Raw genomic sequence first — 25,561 nt, 5'->3', positions numbered from 1 at the left:
GCCGCGTGGGTCAGGTCCGCGGGTCGATCGGGGTGAGCACGCCGAGCCGGTCCTCGACGGCCTGGGCGGCGGCCAGGCACAGGTCCTCGCGGAACGCCCGGCCGATGAGCTGCACGCCGGTGGGCAGCCCGTCCTCGGCGAGCCCGGTGGGGACGGCGACGGCCGGGACGCCGACGAAGCTGGTCACCGAGCAGAGCCGCATGCCCGACGCGACGCGGTCGCGGCCCGCCTGGTCCCGCGACTCCAGGCCGGGTTCGACCGGTGGCTCGGTGAAGACCGGGCCCAGCAGCAGCGGGTACGCGTGCAGGAACTCCGTCCAGGAGCGGCGGATGTTCATCCAGGTGCCCAGGAGCCGGAGCAGCCCGGCGGCGTCGGCGGGCGGGGCGGTGCGCATCGTGAAGCCGATGAAGCGGTCGCCGCCCGGGCCCAGCAGCTGCCGTACGGCGGGCCAGTTCGGGGCGAACTCGGTGTTGGTGAGGCGGTGGTAGGTGTCGAGGGCTTCGTCCAGCCGTGGGACGTCGGGGACCTCCCGCACGTCGTAGCCGGCGTCGCGCAGCGCGTCAGCGGCGCGGGCGACGGCCCGGCGGACGGTGGGGTGGACGCCGTGGCCGCCCGGGTCGGTGACGACGGCGACCTTCGGCGGGCCGTTGAGCGGTTCGCCGTACAGCGGGGCGGGGACGGAGCGCGGGTCGCGGGGGTCGGGACCGGCCAGCGTCTCGTAGGCGAGCCGGAGGTCGGCGACGGTGCGGGCCAACGGGCCGTCGGTGACCAGGACTTGGGAGGCCGGGCCGGGGTCGTCCGGGCCGAGGAGGCGCTGGTCGGCGGGGAAGCGGCCGGTGGTGGGCTTGAGGGCGGCGACGCCGCAGAAGGCCGCCGGGATCCGGAGCGAGCCGCCGGAGTCGTTGCCGAGCCCGAGCGGGGCCAGGCCGGCGGCGACCGCGACGCCGTCCCCGCCGCTGGTGCCGCCGGGGGTGCGGCCCGCGTCCCACGGGTTGCGGGTGTCGCCGTACAGCTCGCTGCGGGTGTGCATCCCGGCCAGGATCAGGGTCGGCATGTTGCTGTGGCCGACCGGGATCGCCCCGGCGGCGCGCAGCCGGGCCACCGGGATGGCGTCGGCGCGGGCGGTGTGGTCGCGGAAGTGCGGGGTGCCGAAGGTGGTGGGCACGCCCTCGACGGGGGTGCACTCCTTGACGGTGAAGGGCACGCCCGCGAGCGGGCCCAGTTCCTTGCCGGCGGCCCGGCGGCGGTCGGTGTCCCGGGCGTCGGCGCGGGCGCGGTCGGCGAGGAGCTGGGTGACGGCGTTGAGGTGGGGGTTGACCTCGGCGATGCGGGCGAGGTGGCTGTCGACCACGTCGAGGGCGGAGACCTCGCCGCTGCGGACGGCGGTGGCGAGTTCGATGGCGGGTTTGCTCCACAGGGGCACGGGGCGGGTCTCCTCGGGTCGTCGTGGTTCCGTTCCGATGCGGGTGCATCGGAACTGGGGACAGAACCATAGCGGGGAACCGATACGCTTGCATCGAATAAGGCGGGCATCGCGCCACAGCGGGCATTGCGCCACAGCGGACATCGCGCCACAGCGGACGAGGAGGTCGGGCATGCCGAAGCAGGTGGACCACGACGGCCGGCGCCGGCAGATCGCCGAAGCCGTCTGCCTGCTCGTGGACGAACACGGGCTGGCGGCCGTCACCCTGCGGGACGTCGCCACCCGCGCCGAGGTCTCCATGGGCGCCGTCCAGCGCTGCTTCCGCACCAAGGAGGAGATGCTGCTGTTCGCCCTCGCGCACATCGGCGAACGCGTCACCGCGCGGGTGCGCAGCCGGCTGTCCGCCGGGCCCGCGCAGTCCGCCGCCACCCGACTCGGGCTGGTGGCCGGGGAAGTGGCGCTGCTGCGCGAGGAACACCGGGCCGAGGCCAGGATCTGGCTCGCCTTCGTCGCCGGGGCCGCCGTCACCCCGATCCTGGCGCAGACGTTGCGCAGCAGCTACGCGGAGCTGGAGGAGCTGATGGCGCGGCTGGTCGGGGAGGCGGCCGGTGAAGCGCTGGACCCGGCTGCGGAGGCGCGGACGCTGCTCGCCCTCGCCGACGGGCTCACCGCGCACGTGCTGATCGGGCACCGGACGGCGGAGGAGGCGGAGGAGGTCCTGCACACGTACCTGGCCGGGCTCTGGGCGCGCTGCTGAACCCCGGCAGGCTCCCGTTCGCGGAGCCGTCGCCGTCCGGTCCGTGGATGGTCGACCGCAGCGGCAGCCGGATCGGGCAGGATCGGGGCCGACGCCGCTGGACACACCTGAATCGGGAGAGCCTGCCGTGACCGTCGTCGAGATCCCCGGGTCCAAGTCCGTCACCGCCCGGGCGCTGTTCCTGGCCGCCGCCGCCGACGGCGTGACCACCCTGCACCGCCCCCTCGCCTCCGACGACACCGAGGGGTTCGTACAGGGGCTGGACACGCTCGGGTACCGGGTCGACCGCGCGGCGGACCGCTGGCACGTCACCGGCCGTCCCACCGGTCCCGCCGTCAAGACCGCCGACGTCTACTGCCGGGACGGCGCCACCACCGCCCGCTTCCTGCCCACCCTCGCCGCCGCCGGCCACGGCAGCTACCGCTTCGACGCCTCGGCCCAGATGCGCCGCCGCCCGGTCGCCCCGCTGACCCGGGCGCTGCGCGAACTCGGCGTGGACCTGCGGCACGAGGAGGCCGAGGGGCACCACCCGCTGACGGTCCGCGCCGACGGCGTCCGGGGCGGCGAACTCACCCTGGACGCGGGGGAGTCCTCGCAGTACCTGACCGCGCTGCTGCTGCTCGGCCCGCTCACCCGGGACGGGCTGCGGATCACCGTCACCCGGCTCGTCTCGGCCCCCTACGTCGGCATCACCCTCGCGATGATGCGGGACTTCGGGGTGGAGGTGAAGCGGGAACGGACGCCGGCCGGCGAGGTGTTCGACGTCCCGCCCGGCGGCTACCGGGCCGCCGACCACGCGATCGAGCCGGACGCCTCCACCGCGAGCTACTTCTTCGCCGCGGCCGCCGTCACCGGCCGGGAGGTCACCGTCCCCGGCCTCGGGCGGAACGCCCTCCAGGGTGACCTGCGCTTCGTCGAGGTGCTGCGCCGGATGGGCGCCCGCGTGGACGTCGGCAGTGACCGTACGACGGTCGCCGGCTCCGGCTCGCTGTCCGGGCTCACCGTCAACATGCGCGACATCTCCGACACCATGCCCACCCTCGCGGCGATCGCGCCCTTCGCGACCGGGCCGGTACGGATCGAGGACGTCCACAACACCCGGGTCAAGGAGTGCGACCGGCTGGAGGCCTGCGCCGCCAACCTGCGCGCGCTGGGCATCGCGGTGGCGACCGGGGACGACTGGATCGAGATCCGGCCCGGTACGCCGCGCCCGGCCGAGATCGCCACGCACTCCGACCACCGGATCGTGATGTCCTTCGCCGTCACCTCGCTGCGCACCTCCGGGATCACCTTCGACGACCCGGGGTGCGTGCGGAAGACGTTCCCGGGGTTCCACGAGGCGTTCGCGCGGCTGCGCGCGGAGTGGGAGCTCTGACGGCGGGGCACAGGCCGGGATTCCCTGTTGCCAGGGGCCTGCTCCGGCGGCGAGGATCCTGTGCGTGTCCGAGACGACGACGGAGCCGACGGCGGGGCTGACGGCAGGGCTGACGACAGGGCTGACGACAGGGCCGGCGAAGGCGCTGAGGCCCTACCCCAAGATCCCCGCGCGCGGCCGCTCCGGGGGGCCCGGCAGCCGGGAGTGGATAGCGGCGGAGAAGGTGCACGGCGCGCACTTCGCGGTGGTCTGCGAGGGCGGCGCGTCGGTGCGGGCCGCCAAGCGGCGTGAACTGCTGGACGACGAAGGGCTGGACGGCTTCTTCGGGGTGAGCCGGATCTGGCCGCAACTCGCCGTCGCCGCCGCCCGGTTCGCGGACGTGCTGCGGGGGACGTGGGGCCCCTCGGCGGTGGTGACGGTCTACGGTGAGCTGGCCGGCGGACGCTACCCGCACCCCGGGGTGCCCGCCCTCGCCGGGGTCGATCCGGTGCAGACCGGCGTCTGGTACGCCCCGGGGCTGCACTGGCTGCCCTTCGACGCCACCGTGGAGACGGCCGACGGCCGGTGGTGGATCGCCGACCGTGCGCTGCGCGAGGCGGCGGGCGCCGCTGGGCTCGCCTGCGTCCCGCTGCTGGGCCGGGGTGCGCTGAACACGCTGCACGACCTGCCGGTGCGGTACCCGAGCCGGGTGCCGGCCCTGTTCGGCCTGCCCGAACTCGCGGACAACCTCGCGGAGGGCTATGTCCTCAAGCCCGCCGGGGAGTGGCGGGAGGCGGGCGTGGCAGAGGTGGTGGCGCGCCCGCTGGTGAAGGTCAAGCAGCAGGCCTTCGCCGAGGACGAGCGCTACGACGGCGCCCGCCCGTACCTCCCTCCGCCCGAGGGGGCGGCCGGAGTCCCGGCCTGGCTGCTGGTCCAGGCCTCGGCGCTGCTCACCCCCGCGCGGGCGGCGGCCGCGGTCAGCAAACTGGGGCCGGGTACGGGCGCGGAGGCCGTAGTGAGCGAGATCGCCCAGGACGTGGCGGACGAACTCGGGGACGCCCTGGGCGGGTTGGAGGAATCCGTCCGCACGGCCCTGCGGCGGGCACTGGAACCCGGGGCGCGGGCACTCGCGTCCTTCGACGCGGAGGACCGGCGCAACCCCCGACGGTGAGGGAGCGGAATGGCTCAGGCAAGGAAGCGGCTGTCGCGCGCGGAAGCGCTCCGGCGCCGGGCGGGTGCCCAATTCGTCGGTCGGCGCGCCCAGTTGGCGCTGTTCGCGGAGAACTTACGCCGGAACCCCGACTCGGAGGCCACCGACGACCCGGCCGACTTCCTGTTCCACGTCCGCGGCGTCGGCGGCGTCGGCAAGTCGACGCTGATCGCCGAATGGCGCGAAGCGGCCCGGCGGGCCGGGGCGTTGACGGCGGTGGTGGACGAGAACGACGTCCACGGAGTCGAGTCCGCGCTGAGCGCCATCGCCCGCCAACTCGCCGACCAAGCCGGCCCGTTGAAGGAGTTCGACCGGGCCCTCGACCAGCACCGGCGATCCCTGCAGGCCGCCGCCGACCGGGCACCGGCCCCGCCCACCGGCGGCGAGACGGCCTCGCTGCCGGCCCGGATGATCACCCAGGCGGCGTTCGGCGCCGCCTCCATGCTGCCCGGTGCGGGCGTGGTGGCCGCGGTGGCCAACCCCGAGAACGTCGCCCTCGGCACGGACCGCCTCATCGCCGGCCTGCGGCAGCGCCGGCGGGGCAACGACAGCGAGGAGGAGGCGCTCAGCCGTGCGTTCGTCGCCGAACTGGAGAAGCTGTGCGGCGCCCGCGACAACCAGTGGGTGGTCATCTTTCTGGATACCTGGGAACTGACCGGCCGCCACCTGGACGCCTGGCTGCGCGAATTCATCGACGGCGCCTACGGCGAGGTCCCGCTCGACGTCGTGATCGTCCTGGCCGGACGGGACGAACTCAGCGAACGCGACTGGGGCACCCTGCGCTCGGAAGTCGTGGACGTCCCCCTCGACGTCTTCACCGAACAGGAGACCCGCGAACTCCTCGCCGTCCGGGGCGTCACCGACCCCGAGGTGGTCGAGGCCGTCCTGGGCCTGTCGATGCGGCTGCCCCTGCTGGTCGCCTTGCTCGCCCAGACCGGCCTCCAGGCCGTGGACGACGTCGCAGACGCCGATGCCGACCTCACCGACCACGCGGTCGAACGCTTCCTGCAGTGGATCCCCGAACCGGACCGCCGCGAGACGGTGCTCGCCGCGGCGCTGCCCCTCCAGCTCAACCACGACCTGTTCGCCTGCGCCGTCCCGGGCGCGGCCGCCGACGCCTGGGACTGGCTGCTGGACCAGCCCTTCGTCTCCGGCCGGGGCTCCTACCGGCAGTACCACGCCGTGGTCCGGGCGAGCATGCTGCGCCGTCAGCGGATGCACTCGCCCACGGCCTGGTCGGCGGCGCACACCCGGCTGGCGGAGCACTTCACGGCGGCCCGGGAGGCCCTGGAGCGGCGGCTGCCGGAACGGAAGCGGCGCACGGACGAGCAGTGGCGCCGTGCGACGCTGAACGAGACCTACCACCTGCTCTGCGCCGACCCGGCCGCCAACCTGGCGCAGGCCCTGGAGCACGTCGCGCGGATCACCGGAGTGGCCCGCGCGGACCTGCCCGCGTGGCTCGACATGCTGCGGCAGGCGGCACAGGACGGCGACCACCCGGAGCTGACCCGGTGGGCGGGGAAGCTGCGCACGGCAGCCGCCGAGGAGCAGCCGGAGACGGCGGTCCTCACCGTCCTGTGCGCTCCGGGCCTGCCGCCGCACGTACGGGCCTGGGCGCTCGCCGAGCGCGGGGACTACCACTCCATGTCGGACCGTACTCCGGAGGCCATCGCCGACCTCGACCGCGCCATCGCGCTCATGCCCGGGCTCCCCGATGCACGCGCGTACCGCAGCCGCGCCCACGTCGAGCGCGGCGACGAGCAGGCGGCCATGGCCGACCTCGACGCCGCCCTCGCACTCGACCCCGAGTACGCGTGGGCGTTGTGTTTCCGCGGCGTGATCCACCTGGATGCGGGGCGGCCCGACGAAGCGATGGCGGACGTCACGGCGGGCCTCGCGCTGGACCCCGACCTGAACTGGGCGCTCATCGTTCGTGGTGAGGCCCATCGCGAGGCCGGTCGGCTGGAGGAGGCGGTGGCCGACTTCACGACCGCCCTGGAGACGATCCCGGAGGCCGGATGGGCGCTGAGCCGCCGCGGAGAGGCCCATCGGCAGGCCGGTCGGCTGGACGCCGCGATAGTCGATCTCACCGCGGCCATCGAGCTGGACGGTGAGGACGAGTCGGCTCTCGGATCCCGAGGGCTGGCCCACCACGCGGCCGGTCGGTTGGAGGAGGCGGTGGCGGACTTCACGGCGGTCATCGAGCTGGGCGCCACGGACGGATGGGCGCTGGCACAGCGCGGCAACAGCCATCGGGTGGCGGGTCGGCGGGAGGAGGCGATGGCCGACCTCACGGCGGCCCTGGAAGCGAACCCGGCGGACGACGTCGCGTTGGCCCGCCGTGGTGAACTCCACCGTCTGGCAGGCCGGTTCGAGGAGGCGTTGGCCGACGTCACGGCGGCGCTCGAACTGGACCCCGGGTACGTGTGGGCACTCGGTGAGCGTGGTCAGCTGCACCAGGAGGCCGGTCGGCCGGAGGAGGCGCTGGCCGACTTCACGGCGGCCCTGGAGCTGAGCCCCGACTATGCGTGGGCACTCGTTCAGCGTGGTGAACTCCACTGTCTGGCAGGCCGGCTGGAGGAGGCGGCGGCCGATCTGACGGCGGCCCTGGAGCTGGACCCCGCCTATGTGACGGCGCTGGCCCAGCGAGGGCTGGTCCATCGCCTCGCGGGCCGACCGGAGGAGGCGTTGGCCGATCTGTCGGCGGCGCTGCAGCTGGACCCCGCGAACGAGTGGGCGCTGGCCGAGCGTGGTGAACTCCACCGTCTGGAGGGTCGGCCGGAGGAGGCGGTGGCCGACCTGTCGGCGGCGCTCGCACTGGACCCCGCGTACGGGTGGGCACTGGCCCGGCGCGGCGGAGCCCATCGTCTGGCCGGTCGGCTGGAGGAGGCGTTGGCCGATCTGTCGGCGGCGCTGCAGCTGGACCCTGCGAGCGCGTGGACACTCGGTGAGCGCAGCCTGGCGCACCAGCAGGTGGGTCGGTTGGAGGAGGCGGTGGCCGATCTGTCGGCGGCTCTGGCGGTGGATCCCGGGTACGGGTGGGCACTGGTCCGGCGCGGGGAGTTCCATCGCAGCGCCGGCCGGTTGGAGGAGGCGTTGGCCGATCTGTCGGCGGCGCTGGAACTGGACCCCGGGTACGTGTCGGCACTCCTCCAGCGCGGGGACGTCCATCGCAGGGCCGGCCGGTTCGAGGAGGCGACGGCCGATCTGACGGCGGTGCTGGAGCTGGAGCCCGAGCACGTGTGGGCGCTCGTCCTGCGGGCGTGCACTCACCAACTGGCCGGCCGTGAGGCCGAGGCGGTGGCGGACGCTTCGGCAGCTCTCTCCCGGAACTCCGACGATCCGGAGGTCGGATCCTTCCTGGTCATGATCTTCCTGCAGGCCGGTCGTTTTCAGGAGGCCCGGGAGGCCCTTCGCCGGGCGGCGCAGCCGGACCCGGACGACTCGGACGTCCTGCTGGACACGGCGATGCTGGCGCTGCTGGAGGGCGGGCGGGAGGCGTCCCTCGCGGCCTGGAACGACTATGCGGCGGCGGCAGGGGCCGGGAAGGAACTCGAAGTGGCGGCGGCCGCGCTGCTGCACGGTCTGGTCGTCGGCAGCGCTCCGCCGGATGCGTTGGCCCGCGCGTTCCTTTCCGTGCCCCAGGGCCGTCTCGTGCTGGTCGACGTCCGCGCCTACGTGGAGGCGCTGACCCGGGTGGAGGCGCCGGTCGGGCCGCGGGCCGACGCTGCGCTGCGGGTGCTGAGGGCGCCTGACGCACCTTGATCGTCGGCGCCTTCGGGAGGCCTCTTCGGGATGTTCCAGGGCGCGGAGAACTTCTCGGAGAAAATTCCCGACCGATGTCGAGGTCCCGTTCGGCGGCTCCGACCGGGAGGTGACCGCGCGCCGGAGGGGCGCGTGAACCGGAAGGACACCCGAGATGAAGTACGTCGCGATGATCTACGGCAACCAGGCCAAGTGGGCCTCCTTCCCCGCCGAGGCGTGGCCGGAGGCGATCGCCAAGGTCGAGGCGTTCACCGCCAAGTACCGCGGCACCGGCGAGCTCGTCGGCGCGTACGGGCTGGCGGACGCGGCCGCCGCGCAGCTGGTGCGGCGGGTGGCCGGTGTGCCGGTGGTGACCGACGGGCCGTACCTGGAGACCAAGGAGTACCTGGCCAGCTTCTACCTGCTGGACTGCGAGGGCCTGGAGCGGGCCCAGCAGATCGCCGCCGACATGCCGTTCGCGGACCTGGAGCCGGTGGAGCTGTGGCCGATCCTGCACGAGTCGCCGGTGAACGACCTCCCGGCGGGCGAGTGAGCCTGACGGGCGGCGCTGCCCCCGAGGACCTGCTGCGCGAACTGGCGCCGCAGGTCCTCGGGGTGCTGGTGCGGCGGCACGGCGCGGCGGCGTTCGACGCGTGCGAGGACGCGGTGCAGGAGGCGCTGTTGGCCGCCGCGTTGCAGTGGCCGGAGGAGGGCGTGCCGACCAGCCCGCGCGGGTGGCTGGTGACCGTCGCGGACCGCCGGTGGGTGGACCAGGTGCGCAGCGAGTCGGCGCGGCGCCGGCGGGAGGAGTCGTCGGTGCTGGCGACGCCGCAGTCGGCGCTGGTCGCTCCGGCCGCCGACGTGCCGGATCCGGCGGCGGACGACTCGCTCGCGCTCCTGTTCCTCTGCTGCCACCCGGCGCTTTCCGTGCCGAGCCGGATCGCGCTGACCCTGCGGGCGGTCGGCGGCCTGACCACCGCGCAGATCGCGGCTGCGTTCCTGGTGCCCGAGGTGACCATGGCGCAGCGGATCAGCCGGGCCAAGCAGACGCTGAAGGCGGCGGGCGGCGGGTTCGGGCTGCCCGAAGGGGAGAGCGCCGTCGCCCGGCTGGGTGAGGTCAGGCACGTGCTCTACCTGGTCTTCAACGAGGGCTACACGGCCAGTGGCGGCGAGGAGTTGACGGTGCCGCGGCTGGCCGTCGAGGGGGTCCGGCTGGCCCGGCTGCTGCTGCGCCTGACTCCGGGTGACGCCGAGACGGCGGGACTGCTCGCGCTGATGCTCCTCACCGAGGCCCGCCGGGCGGCCCGCACCGGACCGTACGGGGAGGTGGTGCCGCTGGAGGAGCAGGACCGCGGCCGGTGGGATCGCGAACTCCTCGCTGAGGGGCTTGAGTTGATCGAGGCGGCGCTGTCGCGTGGGCAGGCCGGGCCGTACCAGGTGCAGGCGGCGATCGCCGCCGTGCACAGTGAGGCGGCGACGGCCGATGCCACCGACTGGCCGCAGATCCTGGTGCTGTACGACCTGTTGCTGCGATTCGACGCCAACCCGGTGGTCGCCCTCAACCGGGCCGTCGCCGTGGCGATGGTCCACGGGCCGGCGGCCGGGCTCGGCCTGCTCGACGAACTCGCCGCCGACCGGCGCCTGGCCCGGCACCACCGCCTGCTCGCCGTCCGCGCCCACCTCCTCGACCGGCTCGGCACCGACCCGGCGGCGGCCGCGCGTGCCTACCGGGAGGCCGCCGCCCGTACCTCCAGCGGACCGGAGCGACGCCACCTGACCGCCAGAGCGCTGCGGGTCGGAGCGGCGGGCCCGGGGGCGTGAGCCGTACGGGGACGGGGGCGTGCGCCGCCGGGCCGCACGCTGGTTCGCTGCTGCGCAGGGGGTTCTCGGCGTGCGCAGGGGGTTCTCGGCGACCCGCTCTTATTGTACTGTCCGTCTAATAAGCGGGTGAGCGGGAACCCGCAGGAGCAGGCACCCGGAGGCAGCCATGGCTCTCACCGACCCGGCGGCGCGCAGGCAGGACCACCGCCACACCACGGCCGACGACGACGTCTCCCGGCGGCTGCTGGAGTCGGCCGCCGCGCTGTCCTACGACCCCTCGACCGAGATCGACTGGGACAGCCCCCTCCCGGAGGGCCACTACGGCCTCAACCCCGAGTGGAGCACCCTCTACGGCACCCGGCTGTGGGACGAGATGACCGAGCACCAGCGGGTCACCCTGACCCGGCACGAGGTCTGCTCGATCATGAACACCGGTATCTGGTTCGAAATGATCCTCCAGCAGATGGTGCTGCGCGACCAGTACCTCAAGAACCCGGTCAGCGCCGAGTTCCGGTTCGCGCTCACCGAGATCGCCGACGAGTGCCGCCACTCGATCATGTTCGCCCGCGCCTGCGAGAAGATGGGCGTCCCCGCCTACCGGCCGAACAAGCTCATCGCCCAGGCCGGGCGCGCCTACAAGTCGCTCGCCAAGGGCGAACTCGCCTACGGCGGCATCCTGGTGGCCGAGGAAGTGCTCGACGTCATGCAGCGCGACTGGATGCGCGGCGAGAACGTGCTGGACATCGTCCGCGGCACCTCCCGGATCCACGTGGTCGAGGAGTCCCGGCACATGAAGTTCGCCCGGCAGGAGATCCGCGAACGGCTGCGGTACGCGAGCCCGGCCCGCCGGCGCGCCTCGGCCACCGGCATCGCCATCGGGGCGTACGTCATCGTCACCAGCATGGTCCACCCGGGCGTGTACAAGGCCGCCGGGCTGGACGTCGGACGGGCGCTCGCCGAGGTGAAGGGCAACGAGCACCGCAAGGCGATGATGCGCAACAGCTCCCGGCACCTGATGGCCTTCCTCGCCGAGACGGGGCTGCTCACCAGCCGCTCGGCGGCCGTCTACCGCCGCGTGCACATGCTCTGACGGTCAATCAGCTACAGCGAGGATCCGACTCCGGCCATGGCCTACGCGATCACCCAGACCTGCTGCAACGACGCCTCGTGCGTGTCCGTCTGCCCGGTCAACTGCATCCACCCGACCCCGGACGAACCGGAGTTCGGCAGCACCGACATGCTGTACATCGACCCGCAGGCGTGCATCGACTGCGGCGCCTGCGCGGACGCCTGCCCGGTGGACGCGGTGTTCCCCGTCGACCGGCTGCGCGGGCCGGACACCGTGTTCGGCGACCTCAACCGGACCTGGTTCCGCGACCACCCCAACGACCACGCCTGGGGCCGGCCCAGCTTCCCGCGCAGCCTGCCGGGCGAACTCGGCACGCTGCGGATCGCCGTCGTCGGCACCGGGCCGTCCGCCGGGTACACCGCGCAGGAACTGCTGCGCAGCACCAGCGCCGAGATCACCATGATCGACCGGCTGCCGGTCACCGGCGGACTGCTGCGGCACGGCGTCGCGCCCGACCACCAGGCCACCAAGCGGATCGCCGAGAGCTTCGCGAGCGTCTTCCGCGACCCGCGCCTGCGGATGCACCTGAACGTGGAGATCGGCACCGACGTCACGCACCGGGAGCTGGCCGCCCACCACCACGCCGTGGTGTACGCGGTCGGCGCGGCCGCCGACCGCCGGCTCGGCATCCCCGGCGAGGACCTGCCCGGCAGCCTGCCCGCCACGGCCTTCGTCGGCTGGTACAACGCCGACCCGACGGTGCCGGCCGACACGGTCGAGCTCCCGGCGGAGCGGGTGGTGGTCATCGGCAACGGTAACGTCGCGGTGGACATCGCCCGCATCCTGCTCACCGACCCCGACCGGCTCGCCGCCACCGACATCGCCGACCACGCCCTGGCCGCGCTGCGCCGCACCCGGGTGCGGGAGGTCGTGCTGCTCGCCCGGCGCGGGCCCGAGCAGGCGGCGTGGACGACGGCGGAGTTCCTGGCGCTGCGGCAGCTGCCGGGGGTCGAGGTGGTGGTCGAGGACCACCCGGAGGTGCGGGCGGCGATCGAGGCAGCCGCACCGGACTCGCGGGCCGCGCTGCTCGCCGGCCTGCCGCTGGTGCCGTACGACGGGGGCGCGGAGCCGGCGGCGGAGCGGCGGCTCGTGCTGCGGTTCCTGTCGTTGCCGGTCGGGATCTCCGGGGACGGGCGCGTCGAGTCGGTGACCGTGGAGCGGACCACGCTGACGGCGGACGGGCGGGCCGAGGCCACCGGGGAGACCGACGTCCTGCGGGCCGGCCTGGTGGTGCGCTCCATCGGGCACCGGGGTGTGCCGCTGCCCGGACTGCCGTTCGACCAGCGGGCGGGGACGGTCGCGCACCGGGGCGGGCGGGTCGTCGACCCGGCGACCGGGCAGCCGTTGCCGGGCGCGTACGTGGTGGGGTGGGCCAAGCGCGGGCCGTCCGGCGGGATCGGCGCCAACCGGGCCTGCGCGCGCGAGACGGTGGACGCGCTGCTGGACGACGCGGAGGCCCGTGTGCTGCCCGTACCGGAGGCGGGGCACCGGGAGTTCGAGCGGCTGGTGCGGAGCCGGCGGCCGGACGCGGTCGGGCTGAAGGAGCTGCGGGCGGTGGACCGGGCGGAGCGCCGGCGGGGCGAGGCCGAGGGGCGGCCCCGGGTGAAGCTCGCCACGGTGCCGGAGCTGCTGGCGGCGGGGCGGCGACGGTAGCCGGCGTGCACGGGATACCGGCGTGCACGGGAAGTCGACGTGCACGGGAAGTCGGACGGGCCGACTTCCTGTGCACGCCCGGACCGATCTCCGCGTGCGGGTTGATCTGCGGGCCGCCGGGTTGACGCGGCCGTGTCCCGGCGCGGAGGGGGCGCGTTGGGCGGGTGTGAGCGGATTTGGGGTGATGCCGGTCCCACGGCAGTGGCCGGTCGAAGAAACGATTCTGCATGGCGTGGAGCCACCGGGGGAGCCCGATGCGGGGCCGCCCATCTACGCCGAGCTGGCCCGGCGGTGGCAGGCGGAGGGGCGGACGGTCCCCGGGCTGCCCGACCCGGTGTGGGAGACGCTGGCCGCGCCGGGCGGTCCGTGAGCTCAGTGTCCGGGACAGCACCACGTCCTTGCCCGTCAGTCGGGCCGTGCGCAGCCACCCCGGCGGCAGGTCCCGGGTGCGGCCGACGCAGAACCAGCCGCTCGGGTACGGCAGCGGGTCGGAGTGCTCGTCCACGGCGGAGGACGTCGGAGGTCACCTCGGTGGCTTGACGGCGGTGTGAACGTACCAGGCGACGTACTCGCGCACGCCGTACATCTCCACCGTGGAGCGGAGATTGAGCCACTTCGCCGGGTCGCCGACACGGCGCAGCAGCTCCCACGGCAGACGGAAGTAGGTGTGCACGGCCTCGGTGGTGGGCGTGTAGTACGCCGTCGCGTCCAGCGCCTCCTCGACCTCGAAGCCGGCCCCGGTGAGCAGCTGCGGCAGGTTGCGGGCGTGGTACAGCTTGGCGCCGGTCATCACCATCGCGTCCAGGTACGGTTCGAGCAACCCCCGGGCGTGCGACGGAAGTTCGTCCAGGGAGTCGGTGCTCATCGGGCCGAGCAGCACCAGCCGTCCGCCGGGGCGCAGCACCCGGTGCAGCTCGGCGAGTGCGCGGGGCGGGTCGTAGGAGTGGACGAGCGTCTCCATCGAGTAGGCGCCGTCGAACTCGCCGTCGGAGAAGGGGAGCCGGTGGTAGTCGCCCCAGGAGAAGGCGGTCCGGTCGGCGAGTCGGGCCCGCTCGCTCAGCCGGCGGGCCTCGGCGAGGTGGAAGTCCAGCACGTCGACCCCGGTGACCAGCAGCCCGAACCGCGCCGCCATCGCCCGGGCCACCACGCCCGCCCCGCAGCCGGCGTCCAGCACCCGTGACCCGGGCGGCAGCGCCAGCTTGCGGCCGAGCACGTCCTCCAGCTGCCGCTGCGCCCGCCACAGCCGCCACTTCGACTGACCCGGCTCCGTCCAGCCCCAGTGCCGGGCGTTGCGCGCGACCCGGGTGTAGAACCACCGGCTCCCGGCCCGCCCGTACACCCGGCGCAGCCCGGTGAGATCGAGTTCCTGAGCGCCCATGCGGACACGCTAGCGGCGGGTGGGCGGCTGCTCCCGGCGGCGCCACGGGGAATGCCCCGCCGGGAGGGTTCGTAGGGCTGTAGGACTGGCAGGTCTGCGGGGCTCAGCCCCGCCAGGTGCGCTTCAGCTCCTCCCACCGCTTCGCCTGCTCGGGCGTCAGCGTGCCGCGCAGCTCGGCGAGCTTCAGCAGCTGCGCCTCCGCGTCGGCGCCCAGCGGCTGCGCCTCGGCGCGGTAGTGGTCGGTGAGCAGGGCGTCGAGCTCGGGCCGGGTGAGGGCGGGGTCGAGGCGCTGGGCGAGTTTGGCCATGTTGCGGTACGAGCCCTGGAGGAGGAAGGGGGGCTCGGTGCGGGTGCGGTCGTCCTGGGCGGCGGAGTCGAGGTAGGCGCGGTTGACGGCCAGGACGGTGGAGCGCAGGTGCAGCAGGCCGGCCAGGACGGCGGTCATCCGCTCGGTCTCGGCGGCCGGCCAGGCGCCCGTGAGCTGCCCGCCCGGGGTGCCGGCCGCGCGGGCGAGCAGGGTGTCCAGGTCGGCGCGTTCGGCGGTGGCGAGCGGGGCCAGGTGGGCGTTGGCGGGCAGCGCGTTCTCGACGAAGCTGAGCGCGAAGAGGTCCTGGCGCCCGGCGACGGCGTCGCCGAGGTTCCAGACGTCGGCGCGGTTGGCGAGCATGTCGGGCAGCCGGAACAGCCGCCCGGACTCGGTGTACGGGTTGGCGGCCATCACCACGGCGAAGCGCCTGCCGCGCAGGTCCCACTCGCGGGCCTCGCCGTCCTGCACGCCGTCGATGCGGCGCTGGGCGTCGCACAGCGGGATGAAGCGCTGCAGGAACTCGGGCGAGGTGTGCTGGACGTCGTCCAGGTAGAGCAGCACGTTGTCGCCCGCGTGCAGGGCGAAGTTGAGCTTCTCGACCTCGCGCCGGGAGGTGGCGTCGGGGGCCTCGGCCGGGTCCAGCGAGGTGACCCGGTGGCCGAGGGCCGGGCCGCTGACGGTGACCAGCAGCAGGCCCAGCCGTTCGGCGAGGTACTCGACCAGGGTGGTCTTGCCGTAGCCGGGTGGGGAGACCAGCAGCAGCAGGCCGCTGCGGTCGACCGGCCCGCCGGAGTCCGCCGTGCCGAGCTGCTTGGCGAGGTTGTCACCGATCAGCGGCAGGTACACCTGGTCGATCAGCCGGTTGCGGACGAAGCCGTTGAGCGGGGCGGGCCGGTACTGGTCGAGCCGCAGCCGGGCGTGTTCGGCGGCCAGCAGGTCGCCGCGCAGTCGCTGGTAGGCGCGGTGGCCGGGTGCCTCGACGGCCTCGAACTCCCGGACCCGGCAGAGTAGTTCGTCCAGCCGGAGGTCGAGCGTGCCGCCGGTCAGCCGCGGGTGGTCGCCGAGCAGTCCGGTGACCCGGGTGCCGACGGCGCCCTCGACCGGCCGGCGCGGCAGCGAGGGGCAGAGCAGTGCGGCGGCGGCCTCGGCGAGGTCTCCCGGCTCGGCGTCGGCGGCGCCCGCCGCCAGCCAGGCCGCGGCGAGTTGGCGCCGTACGGGCAACAGGGCGGGCTCGTCGGGCAGCGCGGCCAGTGCCTCGGTGAGGCCGGCCGACTCGGGGGCGGCGCGGAACTTGTCGAGCAGTGCGGCGGCGCCCGCCGAGTAGGCGAACGCGGGTGCGGTGGAGGCGAGTTCGGCCACCAGGTACGGCCCTGCTGCCGGGGATCCCACGGTCTCGGATCCGGCCGCGTCCGGCACGAACTCGGCGACCGCGGCCGACAGTTCGGCGGCCAGGGCGTCCAGCGCCGCCTGCGCCTGCGGTGCCGGGGCGCCGCCGAAGGCCTCCCGGGCGAGCCCGAGCGAGCGGGCCCGGGTGTGCCAGAGCAGCCGCTGCCGCGCGTCGGCGCCGTGCGCCCAGTACAGCTGTGCGGCCGCCCGGGCCCGCGCAGGGTGGCGCAACAGCCCGGCCTCGGCGTCGAGTCGGAGCAGGGCGTGGAGCAGCAGCGCCGCGTCGTGGTCGTGCACACCGCGCTGGTAGCCCTCGTCCGGGCGCTGTTCGGCGGCCCGCCGGACGTGCTCCAGCAGCTCCGCCGGGTCCGCGTCGGCGGCGAGCGTGCCCGGTGCGGCTGCCAGCAGCAGGCTCGCGGCGAGGTATTCGGCGCGGTAGAGCCCCGGGGTCTCCGAGGGCAGCGGGCGGTCCCAGTAGCGTTCGGTGGCGGCGAAGGCCGGGTCGGTGACGGGGGAGCGGTAGGCGGTGCCGGTCAGGGTGAAGGCGGGGCGTCCGCGCCAGGGGACGAGGGCGAGTTCGGGCCGCTGGGTGGTCACACCGAACAGGTGCCGGCCCAGCCGCAGGGTGCCCGGGCCGTCCCCGGCGAGCTCGGCGCGGTCGCGCAGGGCGCGGTGGGCCCGGCCGCGGGCGGCGCGCAGCCGGCCGGTCAGCTCCTCGGCCCGGACCCGGTCGCCGAGCGCGGTCAACTGGGCGGCCAGGTCGCGGAGTTTGACGGCCGTCGGGTCGGCGGCGAGGGCGGCGTCGATCTCGGCCGTGGTGGACAGTGCGGTCAGCCGCCGGTGCAGGGTGTCCAGGATGCGCTCGGCGGAGGCGGCCAGCCGGTCGGCGCGGCGGGCCCGTTCCTCCAGCAGGTGCTGGCGGCGGGCGGTGAGCGCGTCGTGGAGCTCGGTGCGCCGCTGGGCGAGGTGTTCGCCGAGGGCCGGGTCGGCGTCGGCGAAGCGGGTCTCCAACTGCTCGATCCGCAGCAGGAGTCGGCCGAGCTGGTCGTCGCAGGCCTCGGGGGTGTCGGCGGCGGCGAGCGCGGCGGTGGCGGCCTGGCCGAGCAGGGCCGTCTCGGCGGCGAACTCGGCGGCGGCCTCGCGGGTGCGCAGTTCCCGGCGGCGCACGGTGAGCGCGGCCCGGGCCCGATTGAGCAGCCCGAGCACGTCGGCGAGCCGGTCCAGGATCGCGGTCCGGGTGGTGGCGTCGGCCAGGTCGAGGGTGCCGACCAGCTCCGAGACGGTCTGCAACGCCTCGCCCTGGGCGGTGAGTTCGCCGCTCAGCGGCTCGGCCTCGGCGGCGGTGGCGATGACGGCGCAGGCCTCGGCCAGTTCGGCGGCCCGGCGCCGGTGCGGGGCGAAGGCCGTGGGCTCGGCGAGTTGGCCGACGGCCCGGCCGGCGGCCTCCGTCAGGCCCTCGGCGAGGTGCGCGGCGAGCGCGTCGATCCGCTGCGGGTCGGCGCGCGGCAGGTCGCGCAGTGCCTCGACCCGGCCCTGGGCGCGGCGCAGCCCGGCGAGCCGGTCGACCCACTCGGCGGCGTCGGCCAGGGTCTCGCCGCGGGCGGTGCGCAGCAGGCCCTCGACGTGCTCGGCGGCCTCCTCGGTCTGCCGGGCGGCGTGCGCGGTGAGCTGGGCGACGGCCTCGTACTCGGCGATGACCCGGCGGGCGGTGTCGCGGATCTCGGCGAGCGGTGCGGCGAGGTCGCCGAGGCCGTCCTGGCCGAGCCAGTGGTGCCGGTCGGCGGTGCGGGTGCAGGCGGCGAGCACGGCCCGGTGGCCGGCCGGGGTGTCGGCGCCGGCCGCGGCGAGCCGGGCGAGGGCGAGGCAGTCGGCCAGGGCGCGGACCAGGTCGGCGTTGCCGATCCGGGCCAAGGGCCCGGTGCCGGGCGGCTGTCGGGCGGCGAAACGCTCGCTGGTGAACGGGGTCCGCCAGAGCTGGACGGGGTGCAGCCGGGCGGGCCCGTCCTCGGCCGGGCGCAGCGCGATCAGGGTGCCGTCGGCGAGCAGCGCGTAGCCCTGGCAGGGCAGCGGGGCGGCGGCCTCCTGGCGGACGCTGTTGTACGGCTGGAGCAGGGCGCGGCCGTCGGCGGGGGAGCGGAACTCGTACAGCACGTCCTCGCCGTTGGGCGAGAGCACGGTGCGCTCGTACACCAGGCCGTCCACCGGCTGGTCGAAGGTGCGCACGGTGCCGTCCACCAGGTGGCAGCCGCCGGGGAAGGCCACGCCCTGGTCGGCGGGCAGCCGCAGGCAGGCCTGGCCGAGCGCGTCGATCCGGGTGACGGTGCCGGTGGGCAGGTGCACCACCAGGTGCCGGACGGTCTCCTCCTGGTACGGGCGCACCCGCACCAGCAGCAGGGTGCCCAGCCGGGCGTGGGCGATCTGCGCGTCGGCGAGGGTCTGCAGGGCCTCGGCCAGCGGCTCGTGGTGCAGCTCCCGGCCGTCCGGGGTGGCGAGGGTCAGCCGGCCGCCGTCGACGCCCAGGTGCAGCTCGCCGGCCAGGTCGGCGCGGGGCGGGCGGCCGGGGCCGGCGGGGAGCTGGTCGTCGCGGGTCAGTGCCGTCCAGGGGAGCTGCTGCCCGTCGGCGGGGGTGTGGTCGCGCTCGCCGCGCCCGTCCAGGTAGGCGGGCCGGGCGTCGTCGGCGCCGTCGTCCAGGCGCCAGCGCAGCACCCGGACGTCGGTGGCGGCGGGGCCGGTGCGGAAGACGGCGAGCAGCCGGCCCGCCACCGGGCGCAGCCGCTCCAGGCGGGCGTCTCGGAAGTAGCGGCGCAGGTCGGCGAGGTCCTGGCGCAGCCGGGGGTCGTCCAGCAGGGTGCCCTCGGCGGGGGCGGGGGAGAGGTCGGGGCGGTGCAGGCCGAGTCCGCCGGTGGTGTCCCCGGCGGTGGTGTCGGGCCGGGTGCCGAGCAGCAGCAGCCCGCCGACGGCGGTGAGGTCCTGCGGGAGGCAGGCCCGGGCGGTGGTCAGCCGCCCGGTGCCGGTGAGCCGCAGCTCCCCGCCGCCGAACTCCTCGACCCGGCGGGCGTTCAACGCCCGTGCGCGGTCGGCGAGTTCGGCGGCAGCCCGGGCGAGCCGGTCGCGCAGGACCTCGTAGGTGCCGGCGTCGAGCCGGGCGTCGTCGAGGGCGTCCACGGTCAGTTCCTCAGCTGTTCGGCGGGTTGGCTACTTGCTGCCGTTCGCGGTGGCCTGCGCCCCGATCGGGGTCTCGGCGATGCCGAGCTTGCGCGCCGAGTCCAGCAGTCGGCTCAGCTGCCCGGCCTGCTCGCCGTTCCCCGAGCCGATCAGTTTCATCAGCAGCGCGGACACCGTCAGGTTCTGCACGTCCGCCGTGGAGACGGAGGACAGCACCCGGGTCAGGTCCTCGGTGAAGTCGGCCCGGCCGTCCAGCCACGGGCCGGCCAGCGCCTGCGCGGTCTGCGAGTGTCCGACGAAGGCGTCCACGCTCTTGCCGGCCGTCACCGACTGCACCAGCCGGTCGAAGAACACCGAGTCCCCGCCGACGATGTCGATCTTCGCCTTCTCCAGGCCGGCCGCGACCAGGGCCGCCTGCGCCTCGGCGATCTGCCGCTGCGCGTCCAGCCCGGCCAGCCGGACGTCCTTCTCGGCAGCCAGCCGCAGCCGGTACTCCTCGTGCCCGCGCGAGGCCTCGTCCAGCTTGGCCATCGCCGCGGCCTTCTCGGTCAGGCCCTCGGCCTCGGCCTTCAGCCTGGCACCGACCTCCAGCGCGCCGGCCTTGGCCTTCTCGGCCTGCACGGCGGCCTCGGCGCGGCCCACCTTCTCCACCGCCGCGGCCTCCTGCTCCCGTACCTGCACGCGGGCCAGGCCCTCGGCGGCGGCCTCCGCCCGGATGCCCTCGGCCAGCCGGACCTTGGCGGACGCGTCCAGCTCGGCGGCCCGCTGCCGGGCCTCGGCCAGCACCAGCGCCTCGCGGGCCTTGTGGGCGGCGGCCTGCTCGGCGGCCTCGGCGGCCTTGATGTCCTTGACGAGCTTCTCCTGCGCCTCCGCCTCGGCCTGGATGACCACGGCCTTGCGGACCCGCTCGGCCTCCTCGGTGGTGCGCAGCGTCTTGACGGCCTCCTCCTGCTCGGCGACGGTGCGGTCCACCGCGACCCGCTCGCGGACCACGTCCGCGACCTCCCGCTTGGCGGACTCGACCTCCTTCGTCTTGGCGATCGTGGCGAGCTCGGTCTCCCGCTCGCGGCCGACGACCTCCAGCAGGCGGTCCCGCTCGATCCGCTCGTTCTCCACCGCGATCACCCGCTCGCGGTTCTTCTGCGCCACCGCGACCTCGCGGGCCTGGTTCTCCCGCTGCACGCCGAGTACTTCCTCGGTGCGCAGGAAGGCGGTCTGCGCGTTGAGCCGCTCCTCCTCCTGCACCCGGGCGATCACCGCGTCCTCCTTGGCCCGCAGGGTCTCGATCTCGCGGCGCTGGCGGATCTCGGCGTCGGCCTGGCGCCGTTCGAGCTCCAGGACGGTCTCCCGGGCGTCCACGTTCTGCCGGGTGATCTCCTTCTCCTCGGTGCGCTGGTACTCGTTGGTGCGCACGTGCTCGATCGCGGTCAGCTCGGTGATCTTGCGGATGCCCTGGGCGTCCAGGATGTTGTCGGCGTCCAGCTGGCTCATCGGCGTCTGTTCCAGATGGTCGATGGCCGCGTCCTCCAAGGTGTAGCCGTTGAGGTCGGTGCCGATGACCGCGATGATCTGGTCCCGGAACTCGTGCCGGTGGGTGTACAGATCGGTGAAGTCCAGCTGCTTGCCGACGGTCTTGAGCGCCTCGGCGAACTTCGCGGCGAAGAAGTCCTGGATCGCCTGCGGGTCGCTGGCCCGGGCGGTGCCGATCGACTGCGCCACCTTGATGACGTCCTCGACGGTCTTGTTCACCCGGACGAAGAAGGAGATCCGGATGTCGGCACGGATGTTGTCCCGGCAGATCAGGCCGTCCCGGCCGGCCCGGTGGATCTCCACCGTCTTCGCGGTGATGTCCATCAGCTCGGCCTTGTGCAGGATCGGCAGGACGATCGCACCGGTGAAGGTGACGTCCACCTTCTTCGTCCGGGAGACGATCAGGGCCTTGCCCTGCTCGACCTTCTGGAACAGGCGGCCCACGAACAGCAGCACGGCGAGCACGATGAGCAGCACGACGGCGACGAGAACGCCGAAACCCACGGCGATGGTGTCCATCACGGAGTCCTTTGACGAGATGGCGAGTTGGTGCGAAGCGGTGTGAAGTGGCGCGAGAATGCCGGAATCTGACGAGACGTCAGTGGATGATGCCCGGCGGCGACGGGTCGAAGGGTGCCACCAGGAAGTGCTCGCCCTCGGCGTCGTAGTCGAAGATCAGGGCGGTCCGTCCGGCGGTGAGCCCCGGCTCGGGGGTGGGGGTACGGACCTGGACGGTCGCGGTGGAGCCGTCCCCGGCGGTGACCTCGGCCTGGCCGAAGTCGGCGGTCACCCGGCCGGTGCGGATCACGCAGACCCGGCCGACGAAGTCCCCCCGGGTGACCGGCCGGTCCTCCGGGAACAGCCGCCGCAGCGGCCTGACCAGCACCCGGGTGCCCGCCCAGGAGGCGACCAGCGCGCCGGCGAGCACACCGCCGCGCGCCGGCGCCCCCGAGGTGAGCGCGGTGCCGGCCAGGCTGACGAACCAGGCGAGCGCGACCAGCAGCGACACCGCCACCGTCACGGGCACCCCGCCCAGTCCCAGCGCGCCCAGCACGCCCCCGTGGTGGCCGGGGCCCGGGTGGGAGCCGTTTCCCCCGTTGGTCCCGTGGGCCCCGTTCCCCCCGACACCGTTCCCCCCGGCACCGTGCCCGACGTGACCCGCGTGACCCGCCGGCCCGACGTGCCCGGCGCCCCCGTGGTGTCCGACGCCGTGTCCCCCGTGCAGGGCGTCGAACCCCAGTCCGCCGAGCAGCATCAGCAGCCAGTACCCGACGACCACCACCAGTGCGAAGCTGAACAGCGCCGTCGGAAAGGCCAGCGCGGCCGCGAAGAATCCCCCCGATCCGGCCACGCTCCCCCGCCTTTCCCCCGGCGCCGTGCTTCGGCACCGGGGAGATCATGACAGTGTGGGCGGCCCCCGCACATTGCCAGGATCCGGCAATCTTTACGGCCTTTTGACACCCTGGTACGCGCGGCCCGCGAGACATTGCGACGGCCCGGCAACAGGGCGGTCGCCGGGCCGTCGCAGAGCGGCCCTCCGGGTTTGCCGTGCCGGGCCGGCAGAGGTGCCGGGGCTGTCGGGGCGCTGGGCCGTCGGGGCGATGGGCCGTCGGGGCACCGGAATCAGAGCGGCTGGTCCGGCCAGTTCAGCAGCCGGGCCCCCATCGCCGCCGTCTCCAGCGTGAACCGCTGCAGCGCATCCGAAGGGTCGTACCCCGTGAGCGCCTTGATCCGCTCCAGCCGGTAGCCGAGCGTGCGCACGCTCAGCCCCAGCCGGCGCGCCGCCTCCGCGTTCACGTACGCGGCCTCCGCCTGAACCGCGATGGTGTCCAGCAGCGGACGGGCGCCGCCGCGCGCCTCGGTCAGCGGACCGAGCACGCTGCGCACCAGGTCCGCCATGGCCGCCCGGTCGCGCATCAGCACCGGGAAGACCAGCAGTTCCTCGGCCTTCAGATGGGTGGCCGACAGGTCCAGGCGCTGCGCGTAGTCCAGCGCGTCCAGCGCCTCCTCGTAGCTGCGCGGCACCCCGCTCGGCCCCGAGTGCCGGCGCCCGGTGGCGACCCGCAGCACCGGGCGGTAGCCGGGGCCGGGGCGCAGCGTCAGGTCCGCGAAGGCGTCCAGCACGGCCCGCTCGGAGTCCGGGGCGATGCAGACCAGCCGGCCGTCCTTGCTGGCCAGCAGGACGTCCCGCTCGCCGAACCGTCCGGCCAGCTCCCGCTCCACCCGGTGCACCAGCGGATGGACGTCGGCGAACGGCTCGTCGCCCACCGCGACCGCCACCGTGTACGCGCCCGCCAGCCGCAGCCCGAAGTGCTCCGCGCGCTCGGCGAGCAAGCCGAGTTCGCTGCGGCCGAACAGCAGGTCGTCGATGAACTCCCGCCTGGCTGCCTCCTCCTGACGGACCGCCAGACGCTGCGCGCGCTCATGGCCCTCGCCGAGCGCGGCCAGTGCTGCGTCGGTGGCGGCCAGGACGGCGTCCACCATCCGGCGCAGCTCGTTGACGCTGCTCGCGGAGGCCGCCCCGGGCAGCGTCTGCCAGGCCCGCCGGGCCGCCGCCAGGCAGTGCGACACCACCTCGCGCAGGCCGTACCCGGCCTCGGCGCAGTGCTCGCCGAGCTTGCGCAGGCCCTCCAGCTCGTCCCGGCGCAGCAGCCGGCCGGTGCGCGAGACGTCGGCGAGCAGGACGAGGTACGCCTCGGCCAGTTCGGCGGGTATGTCGTGGTCGAATTCCTCGGTCATCGCGTCCTGCCATCCCCCGTGCGACCTGGTATTTCGGCGCAGCACACTAGCAGGATCGATACCTCCGCCGGACAGGCCCCGGCCCCGGACGGAGGCCCTGCCGCTCGCTGCTGCGCCGCCCTACCGCTCGCGGAAGTGCAGCACGAAGCGCGCGCTGCTGCCGTCGATCCGCCGCCGCACGTACAGGGCCGGGGTGCCGTCCGGGGTGCAGCTGACGCCCTCGCGGACCAGCAGCGCGGTGCCCGGCGGGACGCCCAGCAGTTCGGCGTCCGCGAGGTCCGCGCCGACCGCCCCGAAGGCCCGCCAGTCGTACTCCAGCTCCACCCCGGCCGTCCGCGCCAGGTCCAGCACCAGGTTCCCCGGGCGGCCCGGCCGGACCAGCTCCGCGGGCAGCGGGCCGAACGGCACCCAGTAGCTGGAGGCCGCCCGGGCCCGCCCGCCCAGCCGGATCACCGAATCCACCCGGGACAGCTCCTGCGGCGTACGGCCCAACTGGCGGGCCGCCTCCGCGTCCTCCGCCGTGCCGGTCACGGGCGGGGCGGCCACCACGAACTCGCCGTCCGCCGTGCCGTCCTCCCGACCGGCCTCGGGCAGGGCGGCGTGCACGCTGCCCAGGTCGAAGCGCTGGCTGCGCGGATCCACCGCGATCGACACCCGGACCGCGGGCGGGCGGACGAAAGTGCCCACGCCCCGGCGGATCTCCACCACGGCCGCCCGCTCCAGCTCCGCCACCGCCTGCCGCACGGTCAGCCGGTTCACCCCGAACTCGGCGCTCAGCTCCGGCTCGCTGGGCAGCCGGGCGCCGGCCGGGTACGCACCGGCGTCGATGCGTTCCTGGAGCCGACGGGCCAGCCGGCGGTACAGCGGGGTGCTCGGGGTGCTCGGGGGGTTCGGAGTGTCCGCGGGGTTGGTCGCCACGGGCTCGATCCTACGAAGCCGACCGCCCGGGCTCGGCCGGTCCGCCGTCCCGTGCGGGTCGCCGTCGCGTTCGGGTGGCAGCCCCGTTCGGGTCGCCGCGGCGCAGCGACGGGAGTGGGATGGAGGGAGCGCAGGGCGCCCGCCGCTTGCCCGGGGGCCCCGGGACGCGTTAGACATCTAGACGTCTAGATGTCCCTTGTCCCGCCCGTCCGGTCCGTCCCGCCCCGCCGGCCCGCTCCGCTCGTCCCGCGCGGCTCCACCGAAAGGCCCCAGCATGTCCCTGGTCAACTTCCGCGACGCCGCCACCCTCGGCGACCCCGAGGGCCGACGGGTCCGCCCCGGCGTGCTGTACCGCTCCGCCCAGCCCTTCCCGGCCGCCGACGAGGCCACCGTCGCCCAGCTGCGGGCCTGCGACATCCGCACCATCGTGGACCTGCGCGACCCGCGCGAGACCCACCCCGCCGACTGGGCCGCCGCCGAGGCCGCCGGGATAGCCGTCGTCGCCGCCCCGGTGAACCCCGCCACCGACGCCCTCACCGCGCGGATGGGCACCATGACCACCGCCGCCGACCTCGGCGACTTCTACGTCCTGCTTGCCGAGTCCGCCCCCGAGGCGGTGGCGGCCGCGGTCGAGGCCACCGTCCGCCCCGGCGCCGTCCTGCTGCACTGCGCCGCCGGCAAGGACCGCACCGGCCTGCTGACCGCCCTCCTCCTGGACCTCCTGGACGTCCCCGCCGAGCGCATCGTCGCCGACTACGCCCGCACCACCGACGCCCTCCCGCAGATCTTCGCCGGCCTCGCCGAGCGCCACCGCACCGCCCTCAACGACGCCGACCACAGCCGCGTCACCGACTCCCAGGGCCGCCACCTCACCATCCCGGCCCCCCTCCTGGAAGCCCCGGCCGAGGCGATGTCCGTCTTCCTCGACCGCGTCCGCACCCACCACGGCGGCGCCGCCTCCTTCCTCCCCGCCTGCGGCGTCCCCGCGACGACCCTCGGCGCCTTCCGCACCAAGGCGGGCGCAGCCACCGCCTGACCGCCGCCGGA

The 25,561-nt window shown here is 74.8% G+C and carries 17 protein-coding genes; 10 read left to right on the top strand and 7 right to left on the bottom strand.

From position 1 onward, the window contains the following. Positions 1-10 precede the first annotated feature (10 nt). Entirely contained in the window at positions 11-1,423 is a 1,413-nt protein-coding gene (locus CRP52_RS09075) for an amidase (protein ID WP_257032376.1), read from the bottom strand. Positions 1,424-1,595: 172 nt separating this feature from the next. Between CRP52_RS09075 and CRP52_RS09070 the strand changes: the two genes are divergently transcribed. The 9 genes from CRP52_RS09070 to CRP52_RS09030 all read left to right on the top strand — a co-directional run bounded on the left by CRP52_RS09070 (position 1,596) and on the right by CRP52_RS09030 (position 13,461). Then, positions 1,596-2,180 carry a TetR/AcrR family transcriptional regulator gene (locus tag CRP52_RS09070; protein ID WP_097235932.1) on the top strand — a complete coding sequence of 195 codons (585 nt, stop codon included), beginning with the start codon at positions 1,596-1,598 and terminating at the stop codon, positions 2,178-2,180. 127 nt (positions 2,181-2,307) lie between these two features. Further along, positions 2,308-3,555 (top strand): 3-phosphoshikimate 1-carboxyvinyltransferase, encoded by a 1,248-nt coding sequence (gene aroA, locus CRP52_RS09065; protein WP_097235931.1) that lies wholly within the window; start codon positions 2,308-2,310, stop codon positions 3,553-3,555. Between the two features lie 64 nt (positions 3,556-3,619). Beyond that, entirely contained in the window at positions 3,620-4,705 is a 1,086-nt protein-coding gene (locus tag CRP52_RS09060; RefSeq protein WP_179852732.1) for an RNA ligase family protein, read from the top strand. A 9-nt stretch (positions 4,706-4,714) separates the two neighbouring features. Further along, entirely contained in the window at positions 4,715-8,509 is a 3,795-nt protein-coding gene (locus tag CRP52_RS09055; protein ID WP_097235929.1) for a tetratricopeptide repeat protein, read from the top strand. A gap of 154 nt (positions 8,510-8,663) precedes the next feature. Continuing rightward, a complete protein-coding gene (locus CRP52_RS09050) occupies positions 8,664-9,041 on the top strand; it encodes a YciI family protein (RefSeq protein ID WP_097235928.1) in 378 nt (125 codons plus the stop codon). Positions 9,042-9,043: 2 nt separating this feature from the next. After that, complete coding sequence (locus tag CRP52_RS09045; RefSeq protein ID WP_097239949.1) at positions 9,044-10,309, top strand: RNA polymerase sigma factor; 1,266 nt, start codon at positions 9,044-9,046, stop codon at positions 10,307-10,309. A 166-nt stretch (positions 10,310-10,475) separates the two neighbouring features. Beyond that, a complete protein-coding gene (locus CRP52_RS09040; RefSeq protein ID WP_097235927.1) occupies positions 10,476-11,399 on the top strand; it encodes an AurF N-oxygenase family protein in 924 nt (307 codons plus the stop codon). Positions 11,400-11,435: 36 nt separating this feature from the next. After that, positions 11,436-13,091 (top strand): FAD-dependent oxidoreductase, encoded by a 1,656-nt coding sequence (locus CRP52_RS09035; protein ID WP_097235926.1) that lies wholly within the window; start codon positions 11,436-11,438, stop codon positions 13,089-13,091. 232 nt (positions 13,092-13,323) lie between these two features. Then, positions 13,324-13,461 carry a hypothetical protein gene (locus tag CRP52_RS09030; protein WP_257032375.1) on the top strand — a complete coding sequence of 46 codons (138 nt, stop codon included), beginning with the start codon at positions 13,324-13,326 and terminating at the stop codon, positions 13,459-13,461. Positions 13,462-13,614: 153 nt separating this feature from the next. Here CRP52_RS09030 and CRP52_RS09025 read toward each other — a convergent pair whose 3' ends face one another. The 6 genes from CRP52_RS09025 to CRP52_RS09000 all read right to left on the bottom strand — a co-directional run bounded on the left by CRP52_RS09025 (position 13,615) and on the right by CRP52_RS09000 (position 24,514). Beyond that, the gene (locus tag CRP52_RS09025) at positions 13,615-14,469 is read right to left on the bottom strand and encodes a methyltransferase domain-containing protein (RefSeq protein ID WP_097235924.1); all 855 of its coding nucleotides are present in this window, start codon (positions 14,467-14,469) and stop codon (positions 13,615-13,617) included. A gap of 103 nt (positions 14,470-14,572) precedes the next feature. Further along, a complete protein-coding gene (locus CRP52_RS09020) occupies positions 14,573-19,327 on the bottom strand; it encodes a DNA repair ATPase (protein WP_097235923.1) in 4,755 nt (1,584 codons plus the stop codon). A 30-nt stretch (positions 19,328-19,357) separates the two neighbouring features. Further along, positions 19,358-21,376 (bottom strand): flotillin family protein, encoded by a 2,019-nt coding sequence (locus CRP52_RS09015; RefSeq protein ID WP_097235922.1) that lies wholly within the window; start codon positions 21,374-21,376, stop codon positions 19,358-19,360. Positions 21,377-21,455: 79 nt separating this feature from the next. After that, positions 21,456-22,208, bottom strand: a complete 753-nt coding sequence (locus CRP52_RS09010) for a hypothetical protein (RefSeq protein ID WP_097235921.1) — start codon at positions 22,206-22,208, stop codon at positions 21,456-21,458. 272 nt (positions 22,209-22,480) lie between these two features. Then, a complete protein-coding gene (locus CRP52_RS09005) occupies positions 22,481-23,596 on the bottom strand; it encodes a PucR family transcriptional regulator (RefSeq protein WP_097235920.1) in 1,116 nt (371 codons plus the stop codon). A 120-nt stretch (positions 23,597-23,716) separates the two neighbouring features. Further along, the gene (locus tag CRP52_RS09000; protein ID WP_179852731.1) at positions 23,717-24,514 is read right to left on the bottom strand and encodes a GntR family transcriptional regulator; all 798 of its coding nucleotides are present in this window, start codon (positions 24,512-24,514) and stop codon (positions 23,717-23,719) included. Between the two features lie 274 nt (positions 24,515-24,788). Here CRP52_RS09000 and CRP52_RS08995 point away from each other — a divergent pair, with 274 nt between their 5' ends. Continuing rightward, on the top strand, positions 24,789-25,550 hold the full coding sequence (locus tag CRP52_RS08995) for a tyrosine-protein phosphatase (RefSeq protein WP_097235918.1): 762 nt from the start codon (positions 24,789-24,791) through the stop codon (positions 25,548-25,550). Positions 25,551-25,561 lie beyond the last annotated feature (11 nt).

Source organism: Streptomyces sp. 1331.2, from assembly GCF_900199205.1.
Taxonomy (GTDB): Bacteria; Actinomycetota; Actinomycetes; order Streptomycetales; family Streptomycetaceae; genus Kitasatospora.
This window is presented reverse-complemented; position numbering and strand designations above follow the sequence as displayed.

Bases quoted from the DNA above. Each gene is read 5' to 3' on its own strand.
- CRP52_RS09070 (WP_097235932.1), top strand. From the start codon at position 1,596: ATGCCGAAGCAGGTGGACCACGACGGCCGGCGCCGGCAGATCGCCGAA.
- CRP52_RS09055 (WP_097235929.1), top strand. From the start codon at position 4,715: ATGGCTCAGGCAAGGAAGCGGCTGTCGCGCGCGGAAGCGCTCCGGCGC.
- CRP52_RS09050 (WP_097235928.1), top strand. From the start codon at position 8,664: ATGAAGTACGTCGCGATGATCTACGGCAACCAGGCCAAGTGGGCCTCC.
- CRP52_RS09040 (WP_097235927.1), top strand. From the start codon at position 10,476: ATGGCTCTCACCGACCCGGCGGCGCGCAGGCAGGACCACCGCCACACC.
- CRP52_RS09035 (WP_097235926.1), top strand. From the start codon at position 11,436: ATGGCCTACGCGATCACCCAGACCTGCTGCAACGACGCCTCGTGCGTG.
- CRP52_RS09025 (WP_097235924.1), bottom strand. From the start codon at position 14,469: ATGGGCGCTCAGGAACTCGATCTCACCGGGCTGCGCCGGGTGTACGGG.
- CRP52_RS09015 (WP_097235922.1), bottom strand. From the start codon at position 21,376: ATGGACACCATCGCCGTGGGTTTCGGCGTTCTCGTCGCCGTCGTGCTG.
- CRP52_RS09005 (WP_097235920.1), bottom strand. From the start codon at position 23,596: ATGACCGAGGAATTCGACCACGACATACCCGCCGAACTGGCCGAGGCG.
- CRP52_RS08995 (WP_097235918.1), top strand. From the start codon at position 24,789: ATGTCCCTGGTCAACTTCCGCGACGCCGCCACCCTCGGCGACCCCGAG.